14 protein-coding genes are annotated in these 18,455 nt (G+C 39.0%); 11 read left to right on the forward strand and 3 right to left on the reverse strand.

Annotation, left to right across the window (positions count from 1 at the left end; all coding sequences use genetic code 11):
- Positions 1-182 precede the first annotated feature (182 nt).
- The 3 genes from AQPE_RS20435 to AQPE_RS20445 all read left to right on the forward strand — a co-directional run bounded on the left by AQPE_RS20435 (position 183) and on the right by AQPE_RS20445 (position 2,728).
- The gene (locus tag AQPE_RS20435) at positions 183-1,001 is read left to right on the forward strand and encodes a universal stress protein (protein ID WP_318348337.1); all 819 of its coding nucleotides are present in this window, start codon (positions 183-185) and stop codon (positions 999-1,001) included.
- A 12-nt stretch (positions 1,002-1,013) separates the two neighbouring features.
- Positions 1,014-1,163: a hypothetical protein gene (locus AQPE_RS20440; RefSeq protein WP_318348338.1), complete on the forward strand. Its 150-nt coding sequence runs from the start codon at positions 1,014-1,016 to the stop codon at positions 1,161-1,163.
- A gap of 65 nt (positions 1,164-1,228) precedes the next feature.
- Positions 1,229-2,728 carry a potassium/proton antiporter gene (locus AQPE_RS20445; RefSeq protein ID WP_318348339.1) on the forward strand — a complete coding sequence of 500 codons (1,500 nt, stop codon included), beginning with the start codon at positions 1,229-1,231 and terminating at the stop codon, positions 2,726-2,728.
- 241 nt (positions 2,729-2,969) lie between these two features.
- Here AQPE_RS20445 and AQPE_RS20450 read toward each other — a convergent pair whose 3' ends face one another.
- Both AQPE_RS20450 and AQPE_RS20455 read right to left on the reverse strand, forming a co-directional pair.
- On the reverse strand, positions 2,970-3,173 hold the full coding sequence (locus AQPE_RS20450; protein ID WP_318348340.1) for a winged helix-turn-helix domain-containing protein: 204 nt from the start codon (positions 3,171-3,173) through the stop codon (positions 2,970-2,972).
- Positions 3,174-3,201: 28 nt separating this feature from the next.
- Positions 3,202-3,615: a GreA/GreB family elongation factor gene (locus tag AQPE_RS20455; protein ID WP_318348341.1), complete on the reverse strand. Its 414-nt coding sequence runs from the start codon at positions 3,613-3,615 to the stop codon at positions 3,202-3,204.
- Positions 3,616-4,117: 502 nt separating this feature from the next.
- Between AQPE_RS20455 and AQPE_RS23930 the strand changes: the two genes are divergently transcribed.
- The 3 genes from AQPE_RS23930 (at position 4,118) to AQPE_RS20465 (ending at position 6,305) form a co-directional block, all read left to right on the forward strand.
- A complete protein-coding gene (locus AQPE_RS23930; RefSeq protein WP_404801025.1) occupies positions 4,118-4,324 on the forward strand; it encodes a transposase in 207 nt (68 codons plus the stop codon).
- 82 nt (positions 4,325-4,406) lie between these two features.
- The gene (locus tag AQPE_RS20460) at positions 4,407-4,571 is read left to right on the forward strand and encodes a hypothetical protein (RefSeq protein WP_318348342.1); all 165 of its coding nucleotides are present in this window, start codon (positions 4,407-4,409) and stop codon (positions 4,569-4,571) included.
- Positions 4,572-4,790: 219 nt separating this feature from the next.
- Entirely contained in the window at positions 4,791-6,305 is a 1,515-nt protein-coding gene (locus tag AQPE_RS20465) for a sensor histidine kinase (RefSeq protein WP_318348343.1), read from the forward strand.
- Between the two features lie 154 nt (positions 6,306-6,459).
- On the opposite strand, the gene AQPE_RS20470 is transcribed toward AQPE_RS20465, so the two are convergent.
- Positions 6,460-7,182 carry a FadR/GntR family transcriptional regulator gene (locus AQPE_RS20470; RefSeq protein WP_318348344.1) on the reverse strand — a complete coding sequence of 241 codons (723 nt, stop codon included), beginning with the start codon at positions 7,180-7,182 and terminating at the stop codon, positions 6,460-6,462.
- Between the two features lie 369 nt (positions 7,183-7,551).
- Here AQPE_RS20470 and AQPE_RS20475 point away from each other — a divergent pair, with 369 nt between their 5' ends.
- From AQPE_RS20475 to AQPE_RS20495, 5 genes are all read left to right on the forward strand, one after another.
- Entirely contained in the window at positions 7,552-10,926 is a 3,375-nt protein-coding gene (locus tag AQPE_RS20475) for a SusC/RagA family TonB-linked outer membrane protein (protein ID WP_318348345.1), read from the forward strand.
- A 33-nt stretch (positions 10,927-10,959) separates the two neighbouring features.
- Positions 10,960-12,525 (forward strand): RagB/SusD family nutrient uptake outer membrane protein, encoded by a 1,566-nt coding sequence (locus AQPE_RS20480; RefSeq protein ID WP_318348346.1) that lies wholly within the window; start codon positions 10,960-10,962, stop codon positions 12,523-12,525.
- Between the two features lie 186 nt (positions 12,526-12,711).
- Positions 12,712-14,343 carry a sialidase family protein gene (locus tag AQPE_RS20485; protein ID WP_318348347.1) on the forward strand — a complete coding sequence of 544 codons (1,632 nt, stop codon included), beginning with the start codon at positions 12,712-12,714 and terminating at the stop codon, positions 14,341-14,343.
- 3 nt (positions 14,344-14,346) lie between these two features.
- Positions 14,347-16,323 carry a family 20 glycosylhydrolase gene (locus AQPE_RS20490; RefSeq protein ID WP_318348348.1) on the forward strand — a complete coding sequence of 659 codons (1,977 nt, stop codon included), beginning with the start codon at positions 14,347-14,349 and terminating at the stop codon, positions 16,321-16,323.
- A gap of 15 nt (positions 16,324-16,338) precedes the next feature.
- Positions 16,339-18,453, forward strand: coding sequence for a GDSL-type esterase/lipase family protein (locus AQPE_RS20495; protein WP_318348349.1), 2,115 nt, complete (start codon positions 16,339-16,341; stop codon positions 18,451-18,453).
- Positions 18,454-18,455: the final 2 nt, after the last annotated feature.

Here is an 18,455-nt window from a genome sequence, read left to right on the forward strand (position 1 = left end):
CCTATAAATATAGAATTTTATGAGAGTCCGGTATCATGCCTAATAATCAAATGGAGTCATTGATTGCATCACAAATGACTACAAGTGACATTGGCAAGAAGCGTAAAAAGATATTCAGGATGATTATAATAAGGTGAATGATTGTCTATGCAAACAGAATAGCGAACCAAAATCATAGAAAAATGAAAAAGCGATTTATCATACTCATTGACTTTTCGGAGTATTCGGGCAACTTAATACGGTATGCATGCGATTGGGGTAGACAAGCAAATGTGGAATTGCTTTTAGTTCATCAAACCATTGTTTTAGCACCAGCACTTACTGACAAAGATAGTAGACAGCAAATCGCTCAACACACAAATGATGAGGCATTGTATGAATTAAAAACCCTTGCAAAAGCGCTAATCCCACCAACAATGCAAGTTTCATTCTCTGTTTCAGAAAGTCATTTGGAGTTTACCTTATCTAAACTTTTAGAAGAGCCATTTGATAATTTAATTTTTGTGGGAATCAAAGGCACAGGATTACTGAAGAAAATATTTCTTGGCAGCGTGGCTCTTGAGGTTATTGATAGCACAAAAAATATTATTGTTGCAATGCCCAAAGGAATTGCCACTTACTCGCACAAAAAGATATTTGTAGCAGTAACAGAAAAATATCCTTTGAACCTTTTGGCGTTAAACAAATTCTTTAATTTTATTGCCAGCGAAAACACAAGTATTACTTTTTTCTATTTGGCAAAACCCAAGGAAAAAACAAAGAATATAGAAAAGTATCTTATCGATCTGACCGTATTGTTTGCCGGCAGATTTAATACAAATTTCGCAATTTATGAAGGTAGCACCGCATTAGCCGACATTAGGAAAGTAATAAACAATAAGATTGACGAAATACTGATTGTTCAAAAAGGCTCACGTCTATTGACCGACCAACTTTTTCGAAAATTTTTGATTAATGAATTAGTTTACGAAGGGCAAACCCCTTTGATCGTTTTACCATAATGGTCAAAGACAATGAAGCGAATCACAGCAGCCAACGACACCTATTCAAAAGTGGCGGTTTTGTTGCTTAATCAAGTTTTCTACATTTATCAAAAGCTGTTGTATGTTGATAGTGAAGTGCTTCTAATTTGCCACCTTCAGGTCGCTGCAAGTCGCTGGTGACAAGTAAAATAATTTCCCATTCAGAGGACAACAAATAATGATATATTAAACAACATCAGTTTAAAATGATGAGTATACAAATTGAGCTTATTTTATTAGTAGTCTCAGTTCTGTTTTTTCTGAGCATTTTGGCAGGAAAAGCAAGTTCCAGATTCGGAGTCCCTGCATTATTATTATTTTTGGGTGTTGGAATGCTCTGTGGTAGCGATGGTTTAGGAATTCAATTTGAAGACAATCATATTGCACAGAATATTGGAACTATCGCTTTATGTATCATACTTTTCTCTGGTGGACTAGATACGAAGATTTCAGAGATTCGACCGATAATAGCGCAAGGAGTTGTACTAGCGACTCTTGGGGTATTTTTAACTGCAATCATCACCGGTGTAATAATTTGGTGGGTTTTAGGTATGACAATGGCATCAGCTGGCATCAGTCTATTAACTTCTTTGTTGTTGGCGTCAACAATGGCATCAACAGACTCGGCTTCGGTTTTCTCTATTCTCCGTTCAAAAGGTCTACACTTAAAAAATAACCTACGCCCTATGCTGGAGCTCGAAAGTGGAAGTAACGACCCTATGGCATACGTTCTGGTTATTTCTCTGATAAGTATCATCAAACTAGAAATTGTACCAAACTATTGGATTGTTGGTGGTACATTAATACTGCAACTTGTTATTGGCGCTGTTTTAGGTTTCTTGTTAGGCAAACTAGCGGTTAGAATAATAAATAGTCTTAAAATTGGCAACGACTCATTATATCCGATTTTAGTTTTCACTTTCTGTATTTTTATTTTTTCTCTTACGTATTTTATTAAAGGAAATGGATTCCTTGCCGTTTACATTGGAGGATTGGTTATCGGAAATTCAAAGTTTGTACATAAACGTTCATCGCTCAATTTTTTTGATGGATTAGCTTGGATGTTTCAGTTAATTATGTTCTTAACCTTAGGCTTACTTGTGAATCCTCACGAATTATTGCCAATACTTGTACCCGGCCTGATTATTAGTTTCTTGATGATATTTTTTTCTCGTCCACTAACTGTTTTCTTATGTTTGCTTCCTTTTGTGAAGATGTCGTTCAAGGATAAAACCTATATTTCGTGGGTTGGATTAAGGGGTGCAGTTCCTATTATATTTGCCATATTTCCTCTTGTAGAAAATGTACCTAATGCAAGGATCATATTCAATATCGTTTTTTTATGCACATTAGTTTCTTTAATGGTACAAGGAACATCACTTCCTTTAATAGCAAGATGGCTTAATCTTGCAGAAAAGCCAAGACAGATAAAAAAATTGAGGGATTTTGATGTCGATTTTTCGAATGATATAAAATCAGTTGCAACAGAAATTGAGATAACAGCTAAAATACTAAATAACGGAAATCAACTTATGAATTTATCCTTACCTGATAATACTGTGGTTGTAATGGTAAAACGTGAAGAAAAATATTTTGTACCAACAGGAAAAACGACTTTGAAAGTAAAAGATAAAATTTTAATTATTACAGACGACCATGAAGCTTTATTAGAAACTTATAAAAATTTAGGGCTTGAAAATTTTTAGTGGGACAGAACACCAGTTGCCAATAATAACTGTATGTCAATTCCTTAGGTTTGAGTAAGTAATAGGAATAGAGGTTTCGGTACGGACTTTGTTGTCCGCACCGAAACAATGGCATCGGGGCTTGATCCCGATACATAGGGTCAATCCCCAATGGGTATATAGTTTCGAACGATAAATGACAAATTCTTCAGAACGAAAATCTAATTGGGTGGGGTGAGGATATTTATATTTAATTTCAATGTCATTGAATGAGGCTTATGGCTAATTCATTTTCCCGCTCAGAAAAAAGCACCTTATTTTCCCTAGCAAGCCAACCAAGAGCCAAGTATATATTTTTAATTTCCATTTTTGTCTGCTTTTTCAAATCAGTAATTTTGATATCCTTGTTATCGTTAATTACCTGCCAGATAATTCCGGCATCCGAATCAATTCGAATTGTTTCCATGTCTTATAATTTATGTTTATAAAGCATATTATAATAAATCTTCTCCATTTGCTTCAGGCTGAAACAGAACTTTTTCTATCCTAACAATTTGAGTTCCTCCAGTTGCTTCAAATGCAACCGAGTCTCCTGCTTTAAAACCTAACAAGGCGCAGCCCAAAGGAGACAAAACTGAAATTAACCCGTCTTCGTAATTCGCATTCTGAGGGTAAACTAATTTTAACTCTTTTGTTTTACCTGTTTCAAGGAATTTAACTTCTATATGCGAATCCATTGTTACAAAGTCAGGCATAATTTTTTTTGGATAAATTTTTTTCGCCCTTTTAATCTCGATATTTAGAAAATTCAATGCCCGTATGTCTTGATTATCTTTACCAAGTAATCTATAGATTAATGAATTCAATCTCACATAATCTACTTCTGTTAAAATAATTTCATTTCTCATGATGATTAATTTTTGTTTATACCTTTCAATCTTTATAACTCAGAAACTGATAACTGAAAAGTTTCATTAGCAATCCTTTTATCAATTAGATAAAATCGGATACGACATTAATATATCGTATCCGATGTAAAGTTAATAAATCTTTTTATACAAAAGTTGCTCTGTTAAAACATTTATTAGATTTGATTACTGAACTTGATGAAATAGTAAGATCGTTGTAAAACCAATTGAAGCCAACACGTTTGTACTTTTCTTCGCCATGCCTTTTATCTGAGATGGAAGACGATGAAGACTTTCTTAATCGGTAGTGCAGTCTTCAAATGCGGTAGATGCCAAACGCTTGTTGACGGCATCAATGGAAATTATAGGTTTTCGGTTCAAATTTTGTTTGGCTAGTACCCCGATCTAAATAAGGCATATTACTCATTCACTGCGGAAGATATTTGCACACACAACAACTAAAGGTGTCGCTTACACGAAACTGGCAAGATGGTAAAACGATATTACCGAATTTGGCTTTGACTCTTTAAATACCATATCTGCTACTATTTATGTGCACTATCCAAACATCTTAAACTTCTATGACAATCGCAGCACGAATGCTTCAGCAGAATCTTTCAATTCTAAAATCAAGGCATTCAGAGTTATTCAAAGCGCCGTAACTGACATCACTTTCTTTCTGTTCAGGCTACCTAAAATTTATGCTTAATAAAAAACCCCCACAACAATATGAAGTGATCCTTGATCTGGCATGTTTTAGAATTGAAGCGCTTTAAAATTACGGATATTTAATGGAGAGTAAATTATTGAAACGAAAGTTACTGGAACATGCAGCTGGGCTTTTATCCGATGGGGTAATACGGGAAAACTATCATCCTTTAACCGGCGAAGGATTGAATGCCATACATTTTAGCTGGTCTGCGGCACATTTGTTATTGCTTCTTTTAAAGAAGTAACTGTTTGAATCTTCAAAGAAAATTAACTCAATACCAAGAGTTCTCTTTTCCATCCTAAAATAAAAGAGTATATATTTGACTATTGAATATTTCAAAGTTCTTGTTGATGTACGAATATTAATTTCTAAATTAGTGCTAACAATTGATCCGGATTGACAGAAAGAATTGGAACGAAAGAATTTCAGATAGTTGATTTTTACTAATTAGGATCAAACGAATATGAAAAAAGGGGAAAAGGGACTCGCGAAGATGGGAATGTTATGCACTGAACCCAAGTATAAACCGGAATTGACTTATAAAATCTTTTTCGAAGATTCAGGAGCTTCAATCGTTATTATCAATAAAGAAGGATTTTACCTGTTCGTCAATTCAAGGGCAGCTGGCAATATGGGAGGTAAGCCCGAAGACATTTTAGGAAGATCAATACTCGAATTTCTTCCTCAGAAAACAGCAGAAAAATATCTTGAACGGAATCGCAAGCTTATTGAGACTGGAATATCTGAAAAATATGAAGATACGTTTGAATTGCCATCAGGGATTAAAACCTTTCTGATAACTGATCATGTTTTGAAAGATGAAGACAATAAGGGATACGCCCTTCAAAGCAGCAGTGTAGATATCACAGAACGCAAGAAATCAGAAGAGGCTTTACATGAAAGCGAAGAAATGTACCGACAAATTACTCAAAACCTTCCTGGAACAACGATTGTTCTTTTTGACCAAAACCTTCGTTTTTTGCTGGTTGAAGGATATTTACATCCGGATATAGGATTCACAACCAATCAATTAGTTGGGAAAACCCTTTGGGAGCTTCTTCCCCAAGCCCGCGCCCAACAGCTCGCTCCAATTTATGAGAATGCTTTGAAGGGCATTCCATTCGAAAACCTTATTTATGAATTTAAGGATCGAGTCCTATCTTTAAATATAATACCGTTAAAAAATAACCATGGTCAGATATATCATGGTTTGGTTGTTTCTCATGATATAACTGAACGCAGACGTTCAGAGCAAACCCTTCGTGAGAACGAAGAGCGGCTGCGTGAATTAAATGCAACCAAAGATAAGTTTTTCTCTATAATTGCCCACGACTTGAAAAGTCCCTTCAATAGTATACTTGGATTAAGTAATTTTATTATTGAGGAAATGCATAAGAAGAAGAGATTTAAAAACCTTGAACAGTATGCGACAATTATCCGTGATTCATCTCAGCGGACATTTGGTTTACTTTCAAACCTGTTGGAATGGTCACGTATTCAAACTGGAAGGTTGGAATTTAAACCTGAAAAAGCAGATATAATTTCCCTGATAGAGCAAGAGATAGAGCTTTTAAATGATTCGGCAAGGCAAAAAAAGATTACTATCGTGACCGAACTTCCCAAAAGATGTTATGAAGTGATTGATAAGGACATGTTTATGACTATTGTTCGCAATCTAATTTCGAACGCCATCAAGTTTACAGGGTTAGATGGTACAATCAGGATTTCGGTGATTGAATCAGAACAATATATTGAAATTGCGGTCTCTGACAACGGAATAGGAATCAAAAAAGAACACATTGAGAATTTATTTCATATTGATGAAAGCCAATCGACTCCCGGAACTCAAAATGAAAAAGGGACAGGTCTTGGATTGATTCTCTGCAAAGAGTTTGTTGATAAACACGGTGGAAAAATCTGGGTGGAAAGTGAACCAGGTAAGGGGAGCTGTTTTCACTTTACGATTTCAAGGTTATAACTTCAAAAAAAATAACTTAATAACAGTAGGTTCCTTAAATGTGTTGTATTGTATCATTTTTAATTTTTAACGATGAATACCTTCTTCAAACTTTGGCAAACTCTTACTTCTAAATCGCGCTATAGGTTAACTAATATTTTTTTTATAAATGAACTTATTTTTCTTCATCCATTGAAAGAAGCCTTTTGAAATGGTTTTCGAGATGTTTTCGCATAGCCGTGCGAAACATATCTGCATCTTTCAACCTCAAAACTTCAACGAGTTCTTTGTGCGAAACGTATTTTTTATCAGCAATTTCCTTATTGATTAAGCCACTAGTGTATACATAACTGAATACAGGCAGAAGCATCTTTTGGAAGCTTTTAAGTGTTTGATTACCTGTTATTTCGTAAAGTTTGCTGTGGAATAGGATCTCATAATCAACATCAAATAGCGTATTTTCAGAGGGTGAAATCTCATTCTTAACAATTGAAAATAGTTCTTCAATATCTTTGTCAGTGACACGGGTTACAACCAAATCAGACATTCCGACTTCAATCGTAAGTCTAAGTTCGAAAATATCTTTTAATGTCCCTTCATCCAGAATCCCTGGAATCATTGATTTTTGCATGATGGATGACAAGTCAGGACTCTTGATGATCGTTCCAATGTGTTTTTTGGATTCAATTAGTCCCATTGTTTTTAATCGGGTAAGTGTTTCGCGTATCACAGTTCTACTGACACCCATAATCTCGGCAAGTTCCAATTCTTTTGGAATTGAATCGCCAGGTTGAAGTTTTTTCTTGGAAAAATAATCAATGAGATTCATTTCAACCTTATCTACAAGGCTACTGGTATCAATAGCCTTTAATCCGCTTATGTGTTCGTCTGTTTTCATACCATACAAAATTAGAATAGAAATTCAATTGAAAAAATAAAATTCAAATGAGTTAAGTGATACATAAGACAAGTGTAGATAATTTTCCTAAAATACAACTTATTTATACCAGAATCTTGGGTTGTTTCCAAATTACAAAATTTTAATGTATTTTTTAAATTACTTTAAATTAAGTATATCATGTAATTGTAAATGTTGAAATCAAAAAAAATTGTTCTGGCAAATTTCAAACAATTCTATCTCCAGTGTTAAAAAACATTAAATAAAATTTACAAAATAATTTTCAGAACTAAAATTCATATTTATATTTGCAGTGTTATGTAGGACATAAGCCAGTGAATGATTTTTTTACTAATTAATTAAACTGCTATGAATAAAATTCTTGTACGGCTGCCACTTCTGATGGCATTTTTATTCCTGATGTCTTTTGTACAGGTTTCTGCACAGAAGACAGTGAAAGGTACTATTACAGATGCGGCTGATGGTTCAACGATTCCCGGAGTTAACGTTGTTGTTAAGGGAACTACCGTTGGAGCGCTAACTGACATTGATGGAAGCTACTCATTAAGTGTTCCTGCGGGAAAAGATGAGATCATGTTTTCAATGATTGGATATGCAACGGTCAACCAAAAGATCGGTAATCTTACAATCATTGATATTGCTTTAACGACTTCAGTTCAGGCTATTGATGAAGTGGTCGTAGTTGGTTATGGCACTCAATCCAGAAGTAAGGTAACTTCTTCGATTGAAAAAGTTGATATGAAGTTAATGGAAACAGGTATGCGTTCCAATCCTGCACAGGCCTTGTCAGGTAGTGTGCCTGGGTTGAGAGTCGTAACTGCATCTGGAAGGCCTGGCGCAGTTCCTACCATTGTGTTAAGGGGAGGTACCAATTTTGATGGTACGGGTAGCCCACTTATTATCATGGACGGACAGATTCGCGGTTCATTAAGCGACATTAATCCTGAAGAAATTGAAAGCATGGAAGTATTGAAAGATGCTTCGGCAACAGCTATTTATGGAGCCCGCGCAAGTAACGGTGTGATTCTCATCACATCGAAGAAAGGTAAAGCAGGTGTAGCAACAGTAACGGTTAAGGTAAAGCATGGTACGAATTTTCTGAATACACCTTATGAATTTGTTGATGCCACAAACTACATTAAATGGGCGCGTCTGGGCATGGAACAAGCCATTAAAAACGGAGTTGGTGCTGTTAATAATGTGGCAGGTGTGGGTCCCAGAGGTACAGGCAACGTGTACAAAGATGCAGCTGGAAATATTCTCGATGGAAATTACGATTCAAGAGCAATCTGGAGTGTGATGCGACTGGATGCCACCAACCAGGAATTATTAAGCCAGCCCGGTTGGAAGCAAATGAAAGACCCGATAAAAACAGCTGCCAACGGAAATTACGATCCCAATGGTACCATCTACGATTTGATTTACAAAGATTTCAATTATGGCGATTATGGCTTAAACAAAACAGCACAGACCCAGGATTATAACATCGGTTTTACCGGTGGTAACGACCGTGGAAAATATTTCGCAAATCTGGGTTATTATGACGAAGGTGGTTTATCGTTAGAAACTTTCTACAAAAGGATCAATTTCGCTTTCAACGGCGATTATAAAATTAAAGATTGGCTAACCTCCGAAAGCGGTATCCAGTTTGTTATGGCCAAATGGAAAGATCAATCGCTGCAAAATGGAGAATCAAACTATTGGGCACGTATGCTTTCTGCCCCGCCAACCATGCGTGGTACCAACGCGAAAGGTGAATTGCTTCTTGGCCGCGACGCCAGCGACGGTAATCCGGCATTTAACATCGACAAATACTTCAGGGGTAATGAATCCGATAAATTCACAATGAATCAGGCTTTCAAGATTGATATTATGAAAGGTTTATATGTGAAAGCAACCGGAATCGTCATGTATGATGAATCTTTTGTAGAATCGTTCAATAAAGATTTCCGCTCAGGCGTGATGAGTCTTACCAATTTAAACACCGGTTGGAACAGAACGAGGGCATCTTCGGCAAACTTTGACCGCACCGTTCGGCAGACCTATAATGCCATCGCGAATTATCAGGCTAAGTTCCTTGAAAAGCACAGTATTTCAGCCATGGCTGGTTTTGAATATTTCGATTCGTACAACTATGGAGTTTATGCTGCCGGTTCAGGCGCCCCAACCGATGATTTCAGAGATCTGGGCTTAACGCTGAATAATGCCGAGCAACAAACCAGATCAACTGATACATGGCATGCCCGGGAAAGAATTGTTTCTCAGTTTGGTCGTGTGAATTATGACTATGCTGACAAATATCTCTTAGCATTCACCGTAAGGAGAGATGGCTACTCCAGATTAATCGGCGACAATCAATATGGCGTATTCCCTGCATTATCAGCAGGATGGCTTGTTTCGAAAGAAGATTTCATGAAGTCGTCACAAAATTGGCTGTCATATCTGAAACTGAGAACCAGTTGGGGTAAAAATGGTAACGTGGGCGGAATTGGAACCTATGAATTACAAGGTTCGTATGGTTCTCAAACCGCATATAATGGAACTATCGGATTTTTGCAGAGTGGTATCGCAAATCCTAACCTGAAATGGGAGAAAACCAATACAGTAGAGGTAGGCGCCGATATGGGCTTCTTCGAAAACCGGATTTATGCCTCAATGGCTTTCTACAACCGAATTACTACCGACAAAATAGCCAGTGTATTGCTGCCTACTTCAGCGGGTGTTTCAAGTGTTCGCACCAACAACGGTAGCATGAAGAATACTGGATTCGAGATTGAAGTAACCGGAAAAATCATTCAGAAAAAAGATTTTAAATGGCAGGTTAGCGGCAACGCATCCTGGAATAAAAACACGGTTCTGTCACTTCCTTTCAACGGAAACGAAAACAACCGGCAAGGTGGTCAGCAGATTTACGATCCGGCAACAAAGAAAAATGTTTGGGTTGGCGGTTTGCAGGAAGGACAGGAATGGGGTAGCGTGTATGGATTTGTCAGTGAAGGTATCATCCGTAATGCTGAGGATTTAGCCAATTACAACAAGGTTGACCTTGCTGCCGGACAGGTGTGGTATAATGGAAGCGCCGGGAAACGGGTGGCCAGCCAGAAAATTATGACGGCAAAAGGCCTGAATTTGGCCGGTGGTTGGATTCCTACCCAAATGGGCGATGTAAGGTGGAAAGATATTGACCAGAACGACACCATCGATACCAGGGATATGACTAAGCTTGGACGTGAGATTCCTCGCCTAACGGGAGGTTTTACTACAACTTTAAGCTACAAGCGGTTTACATTCGCCGCCCGCGTCGATTTTGGTGTCGGACATATTCAACAGGATTTCATGCAGTTGTGGGCTTTAGCGTGTGCCCAGGGCGAATTTGCCCCTACAACGGCTGTTTACGACACCTGGACAGTTGATAACCCAAATGCATCTCTTCCAAGGTATACATGGGCCGATCAATTGAATACAAAAAACTACGACCGGCCGAGCAGTATGTTCTGGAAGAAATCTGATTACCTCGCATTCCGTGAAGTGTCATTGAGCTACAGTGTTCCAACAGCATTACTTAAAAAAGCTAAAATTGGAGGTCTGGTACTTACCGTTACGGGTCAAAACCTTGGATATTTAACCAATAAAATGCTGAATTTGCCCGAACGCACAGGAAATCAAAATGGCGCCTACGTTATACCAACACAATTGATCTTTGGTGCTGATATTACTTTTTAATTAGAAATTACCATATTATCTAAATAGAGGATTATGAAAAACATAAAATATTTGATACTGGCGGTAATTATAGCACTTACCGCCACCTCATGCCAGAAAACACTTGATCTTGCTCCGGAAGATTATTTCGGTGATGGAAACTTCTGGCAGAACGAATCACAGGTTACCAACTTTATGGTTGGTATTCACAAGCAGCTCAGAGACAATCAGTTTATGTTTGTTCGATTGGGTGAAATGCGTTCAGGTATTTACAGCAATGTCGATCGCCAGAGTACATCATTGAATGAATTGCCCATTATTGAGCAGCGCATTGACGAAAATTCCGCTGGGATTACTTCATGGGCCGGCTTTTATGGGCCGATTTTGCAACTGAATCTTTTTATCCAAAAGACAGAAGCAATAACGTTCCTGGCAGCCGATAAAAAGAACTATCTTTTAGGTCAGGCTTATGGATTAAGAGCTTTTTACTATTTTCACCTTCTTCGTACTTATGGTGGCGTACCTCTTCGTCTTGAGCCCGAAGTATTGAACGGAAATACCGATCCGGTACTTTTGCGCAAAGCCCGAGCTACTGAAGAGGAAACCCTGGCAGCAATTAAGTCTGATGTTAACAAATCAGTAACTGCATTTGGAACTTTGGCTAGTCCGGCAGGCAAAAGCCAATGGAGTCCGAAAGCTACCTTGATGCTGAAAGGCGAAGTTTATTTGTGGTCGGCAAAAGTATATGGCACAACTGCCGATTTAGCCGAAGCAAAATCAGCGCTGAACGCCGTTACCGGAAGCACGCTACAAACATCTTTTGCCAATACATTCGCCTATAACCAAAAGGATAATTCGGAAATTATTTTGAATCTCCGCTACCTGGTTGGTGAAGCCGAAATGGGTAATGTTGCTTCATATACCTATTCAACATTCAATTTCGACAACCTGCACTACAAAGATTCGCTTGCAATGGGTCCACTGCTCGTCGATCCTTTGGTGATTGCAGCCACAAATTCAATGCAGATTATCCAACGGTACGGTTATACATTCGAGTTGTTTAAAGCATACAATGTAAAAGATAAGAGACGTGATGTTACTTTCTATGATTTTTATAAAGTAACCAAAACTCCTTACAAGATTGATGTGAGAAATACTGCACTGGTTAAATTCCTCGGAACGATTAGCGCGAATAAACGCTATTTCACCAGCGATTGGCCTATTTATCGCGAAGCAGACAGAGTGTTAATGCTGGCAGAAATTGTGAATGCTGAGGGAAGTGATCCATCCAGTTACATCAAACAAATTCGTGACCGTGCTTTTGCTCCGGATGCTGATCCAACTCCTTTTGTCAATTCAACCAAAGACAAAAACGAATTGGCCATTTATTCAGAACGTGTGAAAGAGTTTGTTCATGAAGGTAAATCATGGTATGATTTAAGAAGAATGAAATATGGCTCCGATCCATTGGTGTTCAAGAGCACAAGTCATAATTATGGAGTTTTGGACAAAGCCACCAAATCGTATATGATTTTATGGCCGATCGAAAAAGCGATTTGGACCAGTGATCCTCTGGTAAATCAAACACCAGGTTATCCAACTTCTAAACCAGCTAAATAAGTTTAGTTTAAGTATACATTGTTTGTTTGTGATTGAAAGGAGGCTGTTTCGGCAGCCTCTTTTCTTCCAATTATTAAAAAAGAATTCTTTCTTTCAAAAACGAATTGCCTGCCCAAGATTTACAAAATCATTATATTTCCAAACAAGTGTTGAATGATCTTTCGGTGCAACAAAAAAATAAGTACTATGAAAACTATCCTTGTCGTATTATTCGCTTTGCTTGCCTCTTCTCATTGTACCAAAAGCAATCCAACAGATGTGAATCCTGCAAAAATTTCAAGTGTTCAGCTTACACCTGTGAGAACACCAGTGTTTATCGGTAAAAGTGATGTTTCGCTTTACACTTTGAAACTACGGTTGGATGAGGGTCATGAAAAAGTATTCCTTAAAAAGGTAATCCTGAACTTTACTCCAGGCAGTCAGCCCGACTGTATTGCTTCTCTTTCGGTTGTTTATACCGGAACAGAAATTCCACTTTTCGGAAGTTCACAAAAAAATGGACTCAAAACTGCAATCGCGGGTACTAGTTCAATGTCCACAGGTTTAAACTTGATATCCCTCAACTTTACCTTGAAAAGTGATGCCAGTCTCACTAAAAGTTTCGAGGTACAGGAAGTTGAGCTTATTTTCAGCGACAATCAGACCATAAAAGTCGCTCCTGATTACAAATTTATTTATCACCCTGCTCTACTTTTTCGTGCTGCCGGTCAGGATCGGGTAAATACCTACCGGATACCAGGTTTGATAACCACAGGCAAAGGCACACTGATTGCCGTTTACGACAACCGTTACAACAACAGCAAAGACCTTCAGGAAGATATTGACATTGGCATGAGTCGCAGTACCGATGGGGGACAGACCTGGCAACCCATGAAAGTAATCATGGACATGGGCGAATATGGTGGTCGTTCGCAACAACTGAATGGAATTGGTGATCCCTGCGTGCTTTACGATCACAAGACCAATACAATCTGGGTTGCAGCGCTCTGGATGAGTGGTTCTGCTCCTGATAAAATGCTATGGTGGGCATCCAAACCAGGAATGAAACCTGAAGAAACAGGTCAGTTCATTTTGGTAAAAAGTACCGACGACGGAGCGACCTGGTCGCAACCAATCAATATTACCTCACAAATTAAAGATCCGGCATGGCAGTTGCTTTTGCAAGGCCCTGGTCGCGGAATTACCATGACCGACGGAACATTGGTTTTCCCTGCACAGTTCAAAGCTGATTTGGGAACAAAAGCGCTAGATGGAGGACAATTTACCTGTCACTCAACCATTGTTTACAGCAAAGATCAGGGAAATACCTGGCAAATTGGTACCGGCGCAAAATCGAATACTACCGAGGCTCAGGTGGTTGAGCTTGCTGACGGGAGCCTGATGCTGAACATGCGCGACGACCGTAATCGAAAAGACAAAGGCGATACCAACGGCAGGGCTGTTTCCACTACCAATGATTTGGGCAAAACATGGACTGTCCACCCTTCCTCGAATTCTGCATTGCCCGAATCCAATTGCATGGGCAGTATTATTTCTGCCGATGTGAAAATAAATGGCCAAAGTAAGCAAGTACTTTTCTTCTCCAATCCTAACAATAAGAATACCCGCACGAACATGACCATTAAAGCCAGCTTGGACAATGGTTTGACCTGGTCCGAAGCTTATCAGACAGAACTGAATTCGGCTGAAGGTTATGGTTATTCCTGCTTAACAATGGTTGACGAAAATACCATCGGCATCGTTTATGAAGGAACTAAAGAACTTTATTTTCAGAAAATACCAGTTTCTGACTTGTTGGTAAATCTGGTTAAGAAATAAGAAATGAAAAGCCGGAGCGTCATATTCAAACTTTGGAAATTTACCGTGGTGGCGGTTTCTTTCTTTTTTTTGTTACAGAACCTTCATGGTCGAACAAATAATGTAGATGTTCCGGCTTTGATTCCGATGCCTCAACAGATTTTCCGGAACAATCAGAGTTTTAAAATTGATGGAAACAAGACTCGGATTATTCAGAGAATTGTGTCATCACTTCCTAATGTTCCCATCAATCAGGATGAAGCCTATATTTTAAAAATCAATGCTGATTCATTAGTACTTCAGGCTAAAACTCAAAAAGGACTCTTTCGTGGACAACAGACCATAAGCCAGCTAACTTTTACTAAAGTTGGAAAGCAGTTTGTAGCTGGTTGCACGATAACAGACTGGCCTGCTTTCCAAATTCGCGGCTTTATGCAGGATGTAGGACGGAATTTCATGTCAGTAGCTTTGTTAAAAGAGCAAATCGATGTAATGGCCGCCTATAAATTCAATGTTTTTCATCTTCATTTAACCGACAATCCCGGATGGCGACTTGAAAGCAAAAAATATCCCGAATTGCACGTCGCTTCATCAATGAGCCGCAGGCCCGGAATGTATTATTCACAGGAAGATTTTCTGGAACTTGTCAACTACTGCAATGATCGTTTCATAACCCTCGTTCCTGAATTTGATATTCCCGGACATTGTGAGGCATTTCGCAGGGCATTTGCTATCGATTCGATGAGCGACCAAAGGGTAAAACCGATTTTGCTTGATCTGATTGACGAGTTATGCAACCTGGTTCCAAAGGAAAAAATGCCTTACCTTCATTTGGGAACCGACGAAGTTTGGTCAAAACACGAACGGCCTGCTGACGGTCTTTTAGAAGCAGTTGTCGAACGGGTGAAATCTCACAACAGGGAAGTAATCGTTTGGAGTCCGGGACAGCATATTGAAAATGATACGACTTCCATCACACAACTTTGGTCATCAGCAGGAAAGCCGAAAGACGGTCATCGTTACATCGATTCGAGGCTCAATTACCTCAATCACCTTGATCCATTGGCCGGAGTTGTCCAACTTTATTTTGACCGGATTTGCGGCGCTGCTCATGGCGATTCGATGCGGTTAGGCGGTATTTTGTGTTGCTGGAACGACAACAATGTGAATGACGAATACGATATTATCCGGCAAAATCCGGTTTATCCCGGAATGCTGACTTACAGCGAAACTTCATGGAAAGGCCAGTCGGTTGATTTTGGAGAAAATTACCTTGCAAAACTTCCTTACCCTGAAAATCCATTATACAAAGAGTTTCAGAATTTTGAAGAACGATTAACCGAGCATCGCGACCGCTATTTTCAGGATAAACCTTTTCCGTATGTGAAACAATCAGAGATAGTCTGGAAAATGATTGGTCCGTTTGAAAGCCGAGGTGATTTAAACCAGTCGTTTCCGGTGGAAAGTAGTATTCGGGAAAATTATATCATTGACGGCAAAAAATTTAGTTGGACTGGCTCAAATTACGGTGGAACCATCCACATCCGACATTTCTTTGGTTTTCCTTCCTTGTTCTCAGAAAAGCAGGGAACTGTTTATGCTACAACCAATATCTGGTCGCCAAAAGATCAGAAAGTGGGCTGCTGGATTGGATTTCAGGACTGGTCGCGTTCGGGCGGTCGACGGGGAGGCCCATTCCCGCAACAAGGTCAATGGCACACTACCAATCCGAAAGTTTGGGTGAATGGAGAAATGATAAATCCGCCCGTCTGGAAAAATCCCGGCTTGGCTGAAAAAACTGAAGAAATTCCGTTTTCTGACGAGAACTACTTTTCCCGGAAGCCAACGAAAATCAACTTGAAAAAAGGTTGGAACACCGTTCTTCTAAAAGTGCCGCAAGGTGGAACTTCATGGAAATGGATGTTTACGTTCGTGCCTGTACGAATAGAAAATAATCAGGTAAAAGAAATTGAAGGACTCAGGTTCTCAGTTAATAAATAGATTCAATTGACCAAAATGAGATACAGGTTTCATATCGTTTTTTTGCTGATCAGTTTTTTGATGGGTAACACCATCATTGGATTCAGCCAACCTTCTGATCAGAAAATACGGGTGGCCTCTATTGGTGATTCGGTGACCAAAGGATATGGATTAAAAAATCCCGAATCGCAATCCTATCCGGCGCAATTGCAGACTCTTTTGGGTTCATCTTATCAGGTCGAAAATTTTGGGGTAAGCGGTACAACTTTGCTAAGCAAAGGGCATCGACCTTATGTTTTGACCGATGAATATCAGCGTGCACTTGCTTTTAAACCACAAATAGTAATCATTCATTTGGGACTGAACGATACCGATCCAAGGAACTGGCCCAATTATCGGGATGATTTTATTCCGGATTATTTGAAACTCATTCATTCATTTCAAAGTTTGGATGGAAAATCGCCCAAGATTTTTATTTGCCGGATGACTCCGATTTTTAATGCGCATCCGAGATTTAAATCAGGTACCCGCGACTGGTTCTGGCAAATTCAGGAAAAGATTGAACAGATTGCAAAAACTGCCCAGGTTGGGTTAATTGATTTGCATACCCCGCTCTATTCTCGTCCCGATTTATTCAAAGATGCGATTCATCCTGACCAAACGGGGGCAGGTATAATTGCAAAAACCGTTTTTCAGCATATTACCGGAAATTTTGGTGGTTTGCAGCTGGCTCCGGTGTTCATGAACCACATGGTTCTGCAGCAGAAATCTAAAATCCACGTGTGGGGAAAGGCCAATTCCGGTTCTGAAATCGTTGGAGAATTCAACCATCAAATAGAAAAATGTATTGTAGGCGAATCCGGAGATTGGTCGCTGACTTTTAATCCGGCTCCAGCTGGAGGTCCTTATACTTTAAAAGTTAATTCAGGAAACCAGCAATCTGTTCTTCTCAACGATATTCTGGTTGGAGAAATCTGGATTTGTGCTGGTCAGTCGAACATGGAATTTCAGTTGAAAGATGCGGCCACTGCATCATCTGACCTTCCAAAGGTAGCCAACCCCAATCTTCGTTTCTATCAATTAAAAGGCATTGTTAGGCCGGATGATACAAAATGGGATTCGTTGTCGCTTGAAAGAATAAACAAGCTGGACTTTTTTGAAGGGAATTGGGAAAAATGTAATCCGGAGAATTCCGGTAATTTTTCGGCCATTGGTTATTATTTCGGAAAAATGCTGAATGAAAATCTGAACGTTCCGGTTGGCATCATCCAGGTCAGTGTTGGCGGAGCTCCGATAGAAGCATTCATCGACCGGAAAACATTGGAGTTCGATCCGAACCTTGTTGATGTTCTTACAAACTGGAAACAAAATGATTTTATCATGGATTGGTGTCGCGATCGGGCTAAATTAAATATCTCCTTAAGTAAAAATGAACTTCAACGGCACCCATTTGAGCCTGCCTATATTTATGAATCAGGAATCCAGGTACTTGCAGGAATGCCTGTGAGTGGAGTTATTTGGTATCAGGGTGAATCGAATGCACACAATGCCGAACATTATAAGAATGCTTTTCCTGCATTGGTAAATTCGTGGCGAAGTAGCTTTAATAATCCGGAAATGCCGTTTTATTTTGCCCAGCTCTCAAGTTTAAACCGTCCTTCCTGGCCCTATTTTCGAAATATTCAGCGGCAGCTAAGCCTTTCTGTACCAAATACGGCGATGGTAGTAACAAGCGATTTGGGCGATTCATTGAATGTTCATCCCAAGCGAAAACGCGAAGTCGGTGAACGTTTTGCTAAACTAGCTTTAGCCAAAGTTTACGGACAAAAGCTTGAATATTCAGGGCCAGAGGTTTTGGGATTTAAGCAGATTGGAGAGGTGATCAGGATTCAGTTTAATCATGCATCCCAACTAAAAACTTCAGATGGAATGCCATTAAGAGAATTTGAAATTGCTGGTCGGGATGGAATTTTTGAATTGGTGAATGCTTCTGTAAATGGGAAAGAAATAATTATACAAACACAAATTAAGAACGTGCAAAAAATACGTTACGGCTGGAATCCTTTTTCACGAGGGAATCTGGTCAACGAAGCAGGACTACCTGCATCAACATTCGAAATGGAGATAGACAAAAATATTTTAATTAAATGATT

The organism is Aquipluma nitroreducens (assembly GCF_009689585.1).
In the GTDB taxonomy this organism is placed as follows: Bacteria; Bacteroidota; Bacteroidia; order Bacteroidales; family Prolixibacteraceae; genus Aquipluma; species Aquipluma nitroreducens.

Coding starts and splice junctions, on each gene's coding strand:
- AQPE_RS20475 (WP_318348345.1), top strand. CDS start 7,552: ATGAATAAAATTCTTGTACGGCTGCCACTTCTGATGGCATTTTTATTC.
- AQPE_RS20465 (WP_318348343.1), top strand. CDS start 4,791: ATGAAAAAAGGGGAAAAGGGACTCGCGAAGATGGGAATGTTATGCACT.
- AQPE_RS20440 (WP_318348338.1), top strand. CDS start 1,014: ATGAAGCGAATCACAGCAGCCAACGACACCTATTCAAAAGTGGCGGTT.
- AQPE_RS20435 (WP_318348337.1), top strand. CDS start 183: ATGAAAAAGCGATTTATCATACTCATTGACTTTTCGGAGTATTCGGGC.
- AQPE_RS20485 (WP_318348347.1), top strand. CDS start 12,712: ATGAAAACTATCCTTGTCGTATTATTCGCTTTGCTTGCCTCTTCTCAT.
- AQPE_RS20480 (WP_318348346.1), top strand. CDS start 10,960: ATGAAAAACATAAAATATTTGATACTGGCGGTAATTATAGCACTTACC.
- AQPE_RS20490 (WP_318348348.1), top strand. CDS start 14,347: ATGAAAAGCCGGAGCGTCATATTCAAACTTTGGAAATTTACCGTGGTG.
- AQPE_RS20460 (WP_318348342.1), top strand. CDS start 4,407: ATGGAGAGTAAATTATTGAAACGAAAGTTACTGGAACATGCAGCTGGG.
- AQPE_RS20450 (WP_318348340.1), bottom strand. CDS start 3,173: ATGGAAACAATTCGAATTGATTCGGATGCCGGAATTATCTGGCAGGTA.
- AQPE_RS20495 (WP_318348349.1), top strand. CDS start 16,339: ATGAGATACAGGTTTCATATCGTTTTTTTGCTGATCAGTTTTTTGATG.
- AQPE_RS20445 (WP_318348339.1), top strand. CDS start 1,229: ATGATGAGTATACAAATTGAGCTTATTTTATTAGTAGTCTCAGTTCTG.
- AQPE_RS20470 (WP_318348344.1), bottom strand. CDS start 7,182: ATGAAAACAGACGAACACATAAGCGGATTAAAGGCTATTGATACCAGT.
- AQPE_RS20455 (WP_318348341.1), bottom strand. CDS start 3,615: ATGAGAAATGAAATTATTTTAACAGAAGTAGATTATGTGAGATTGAAT.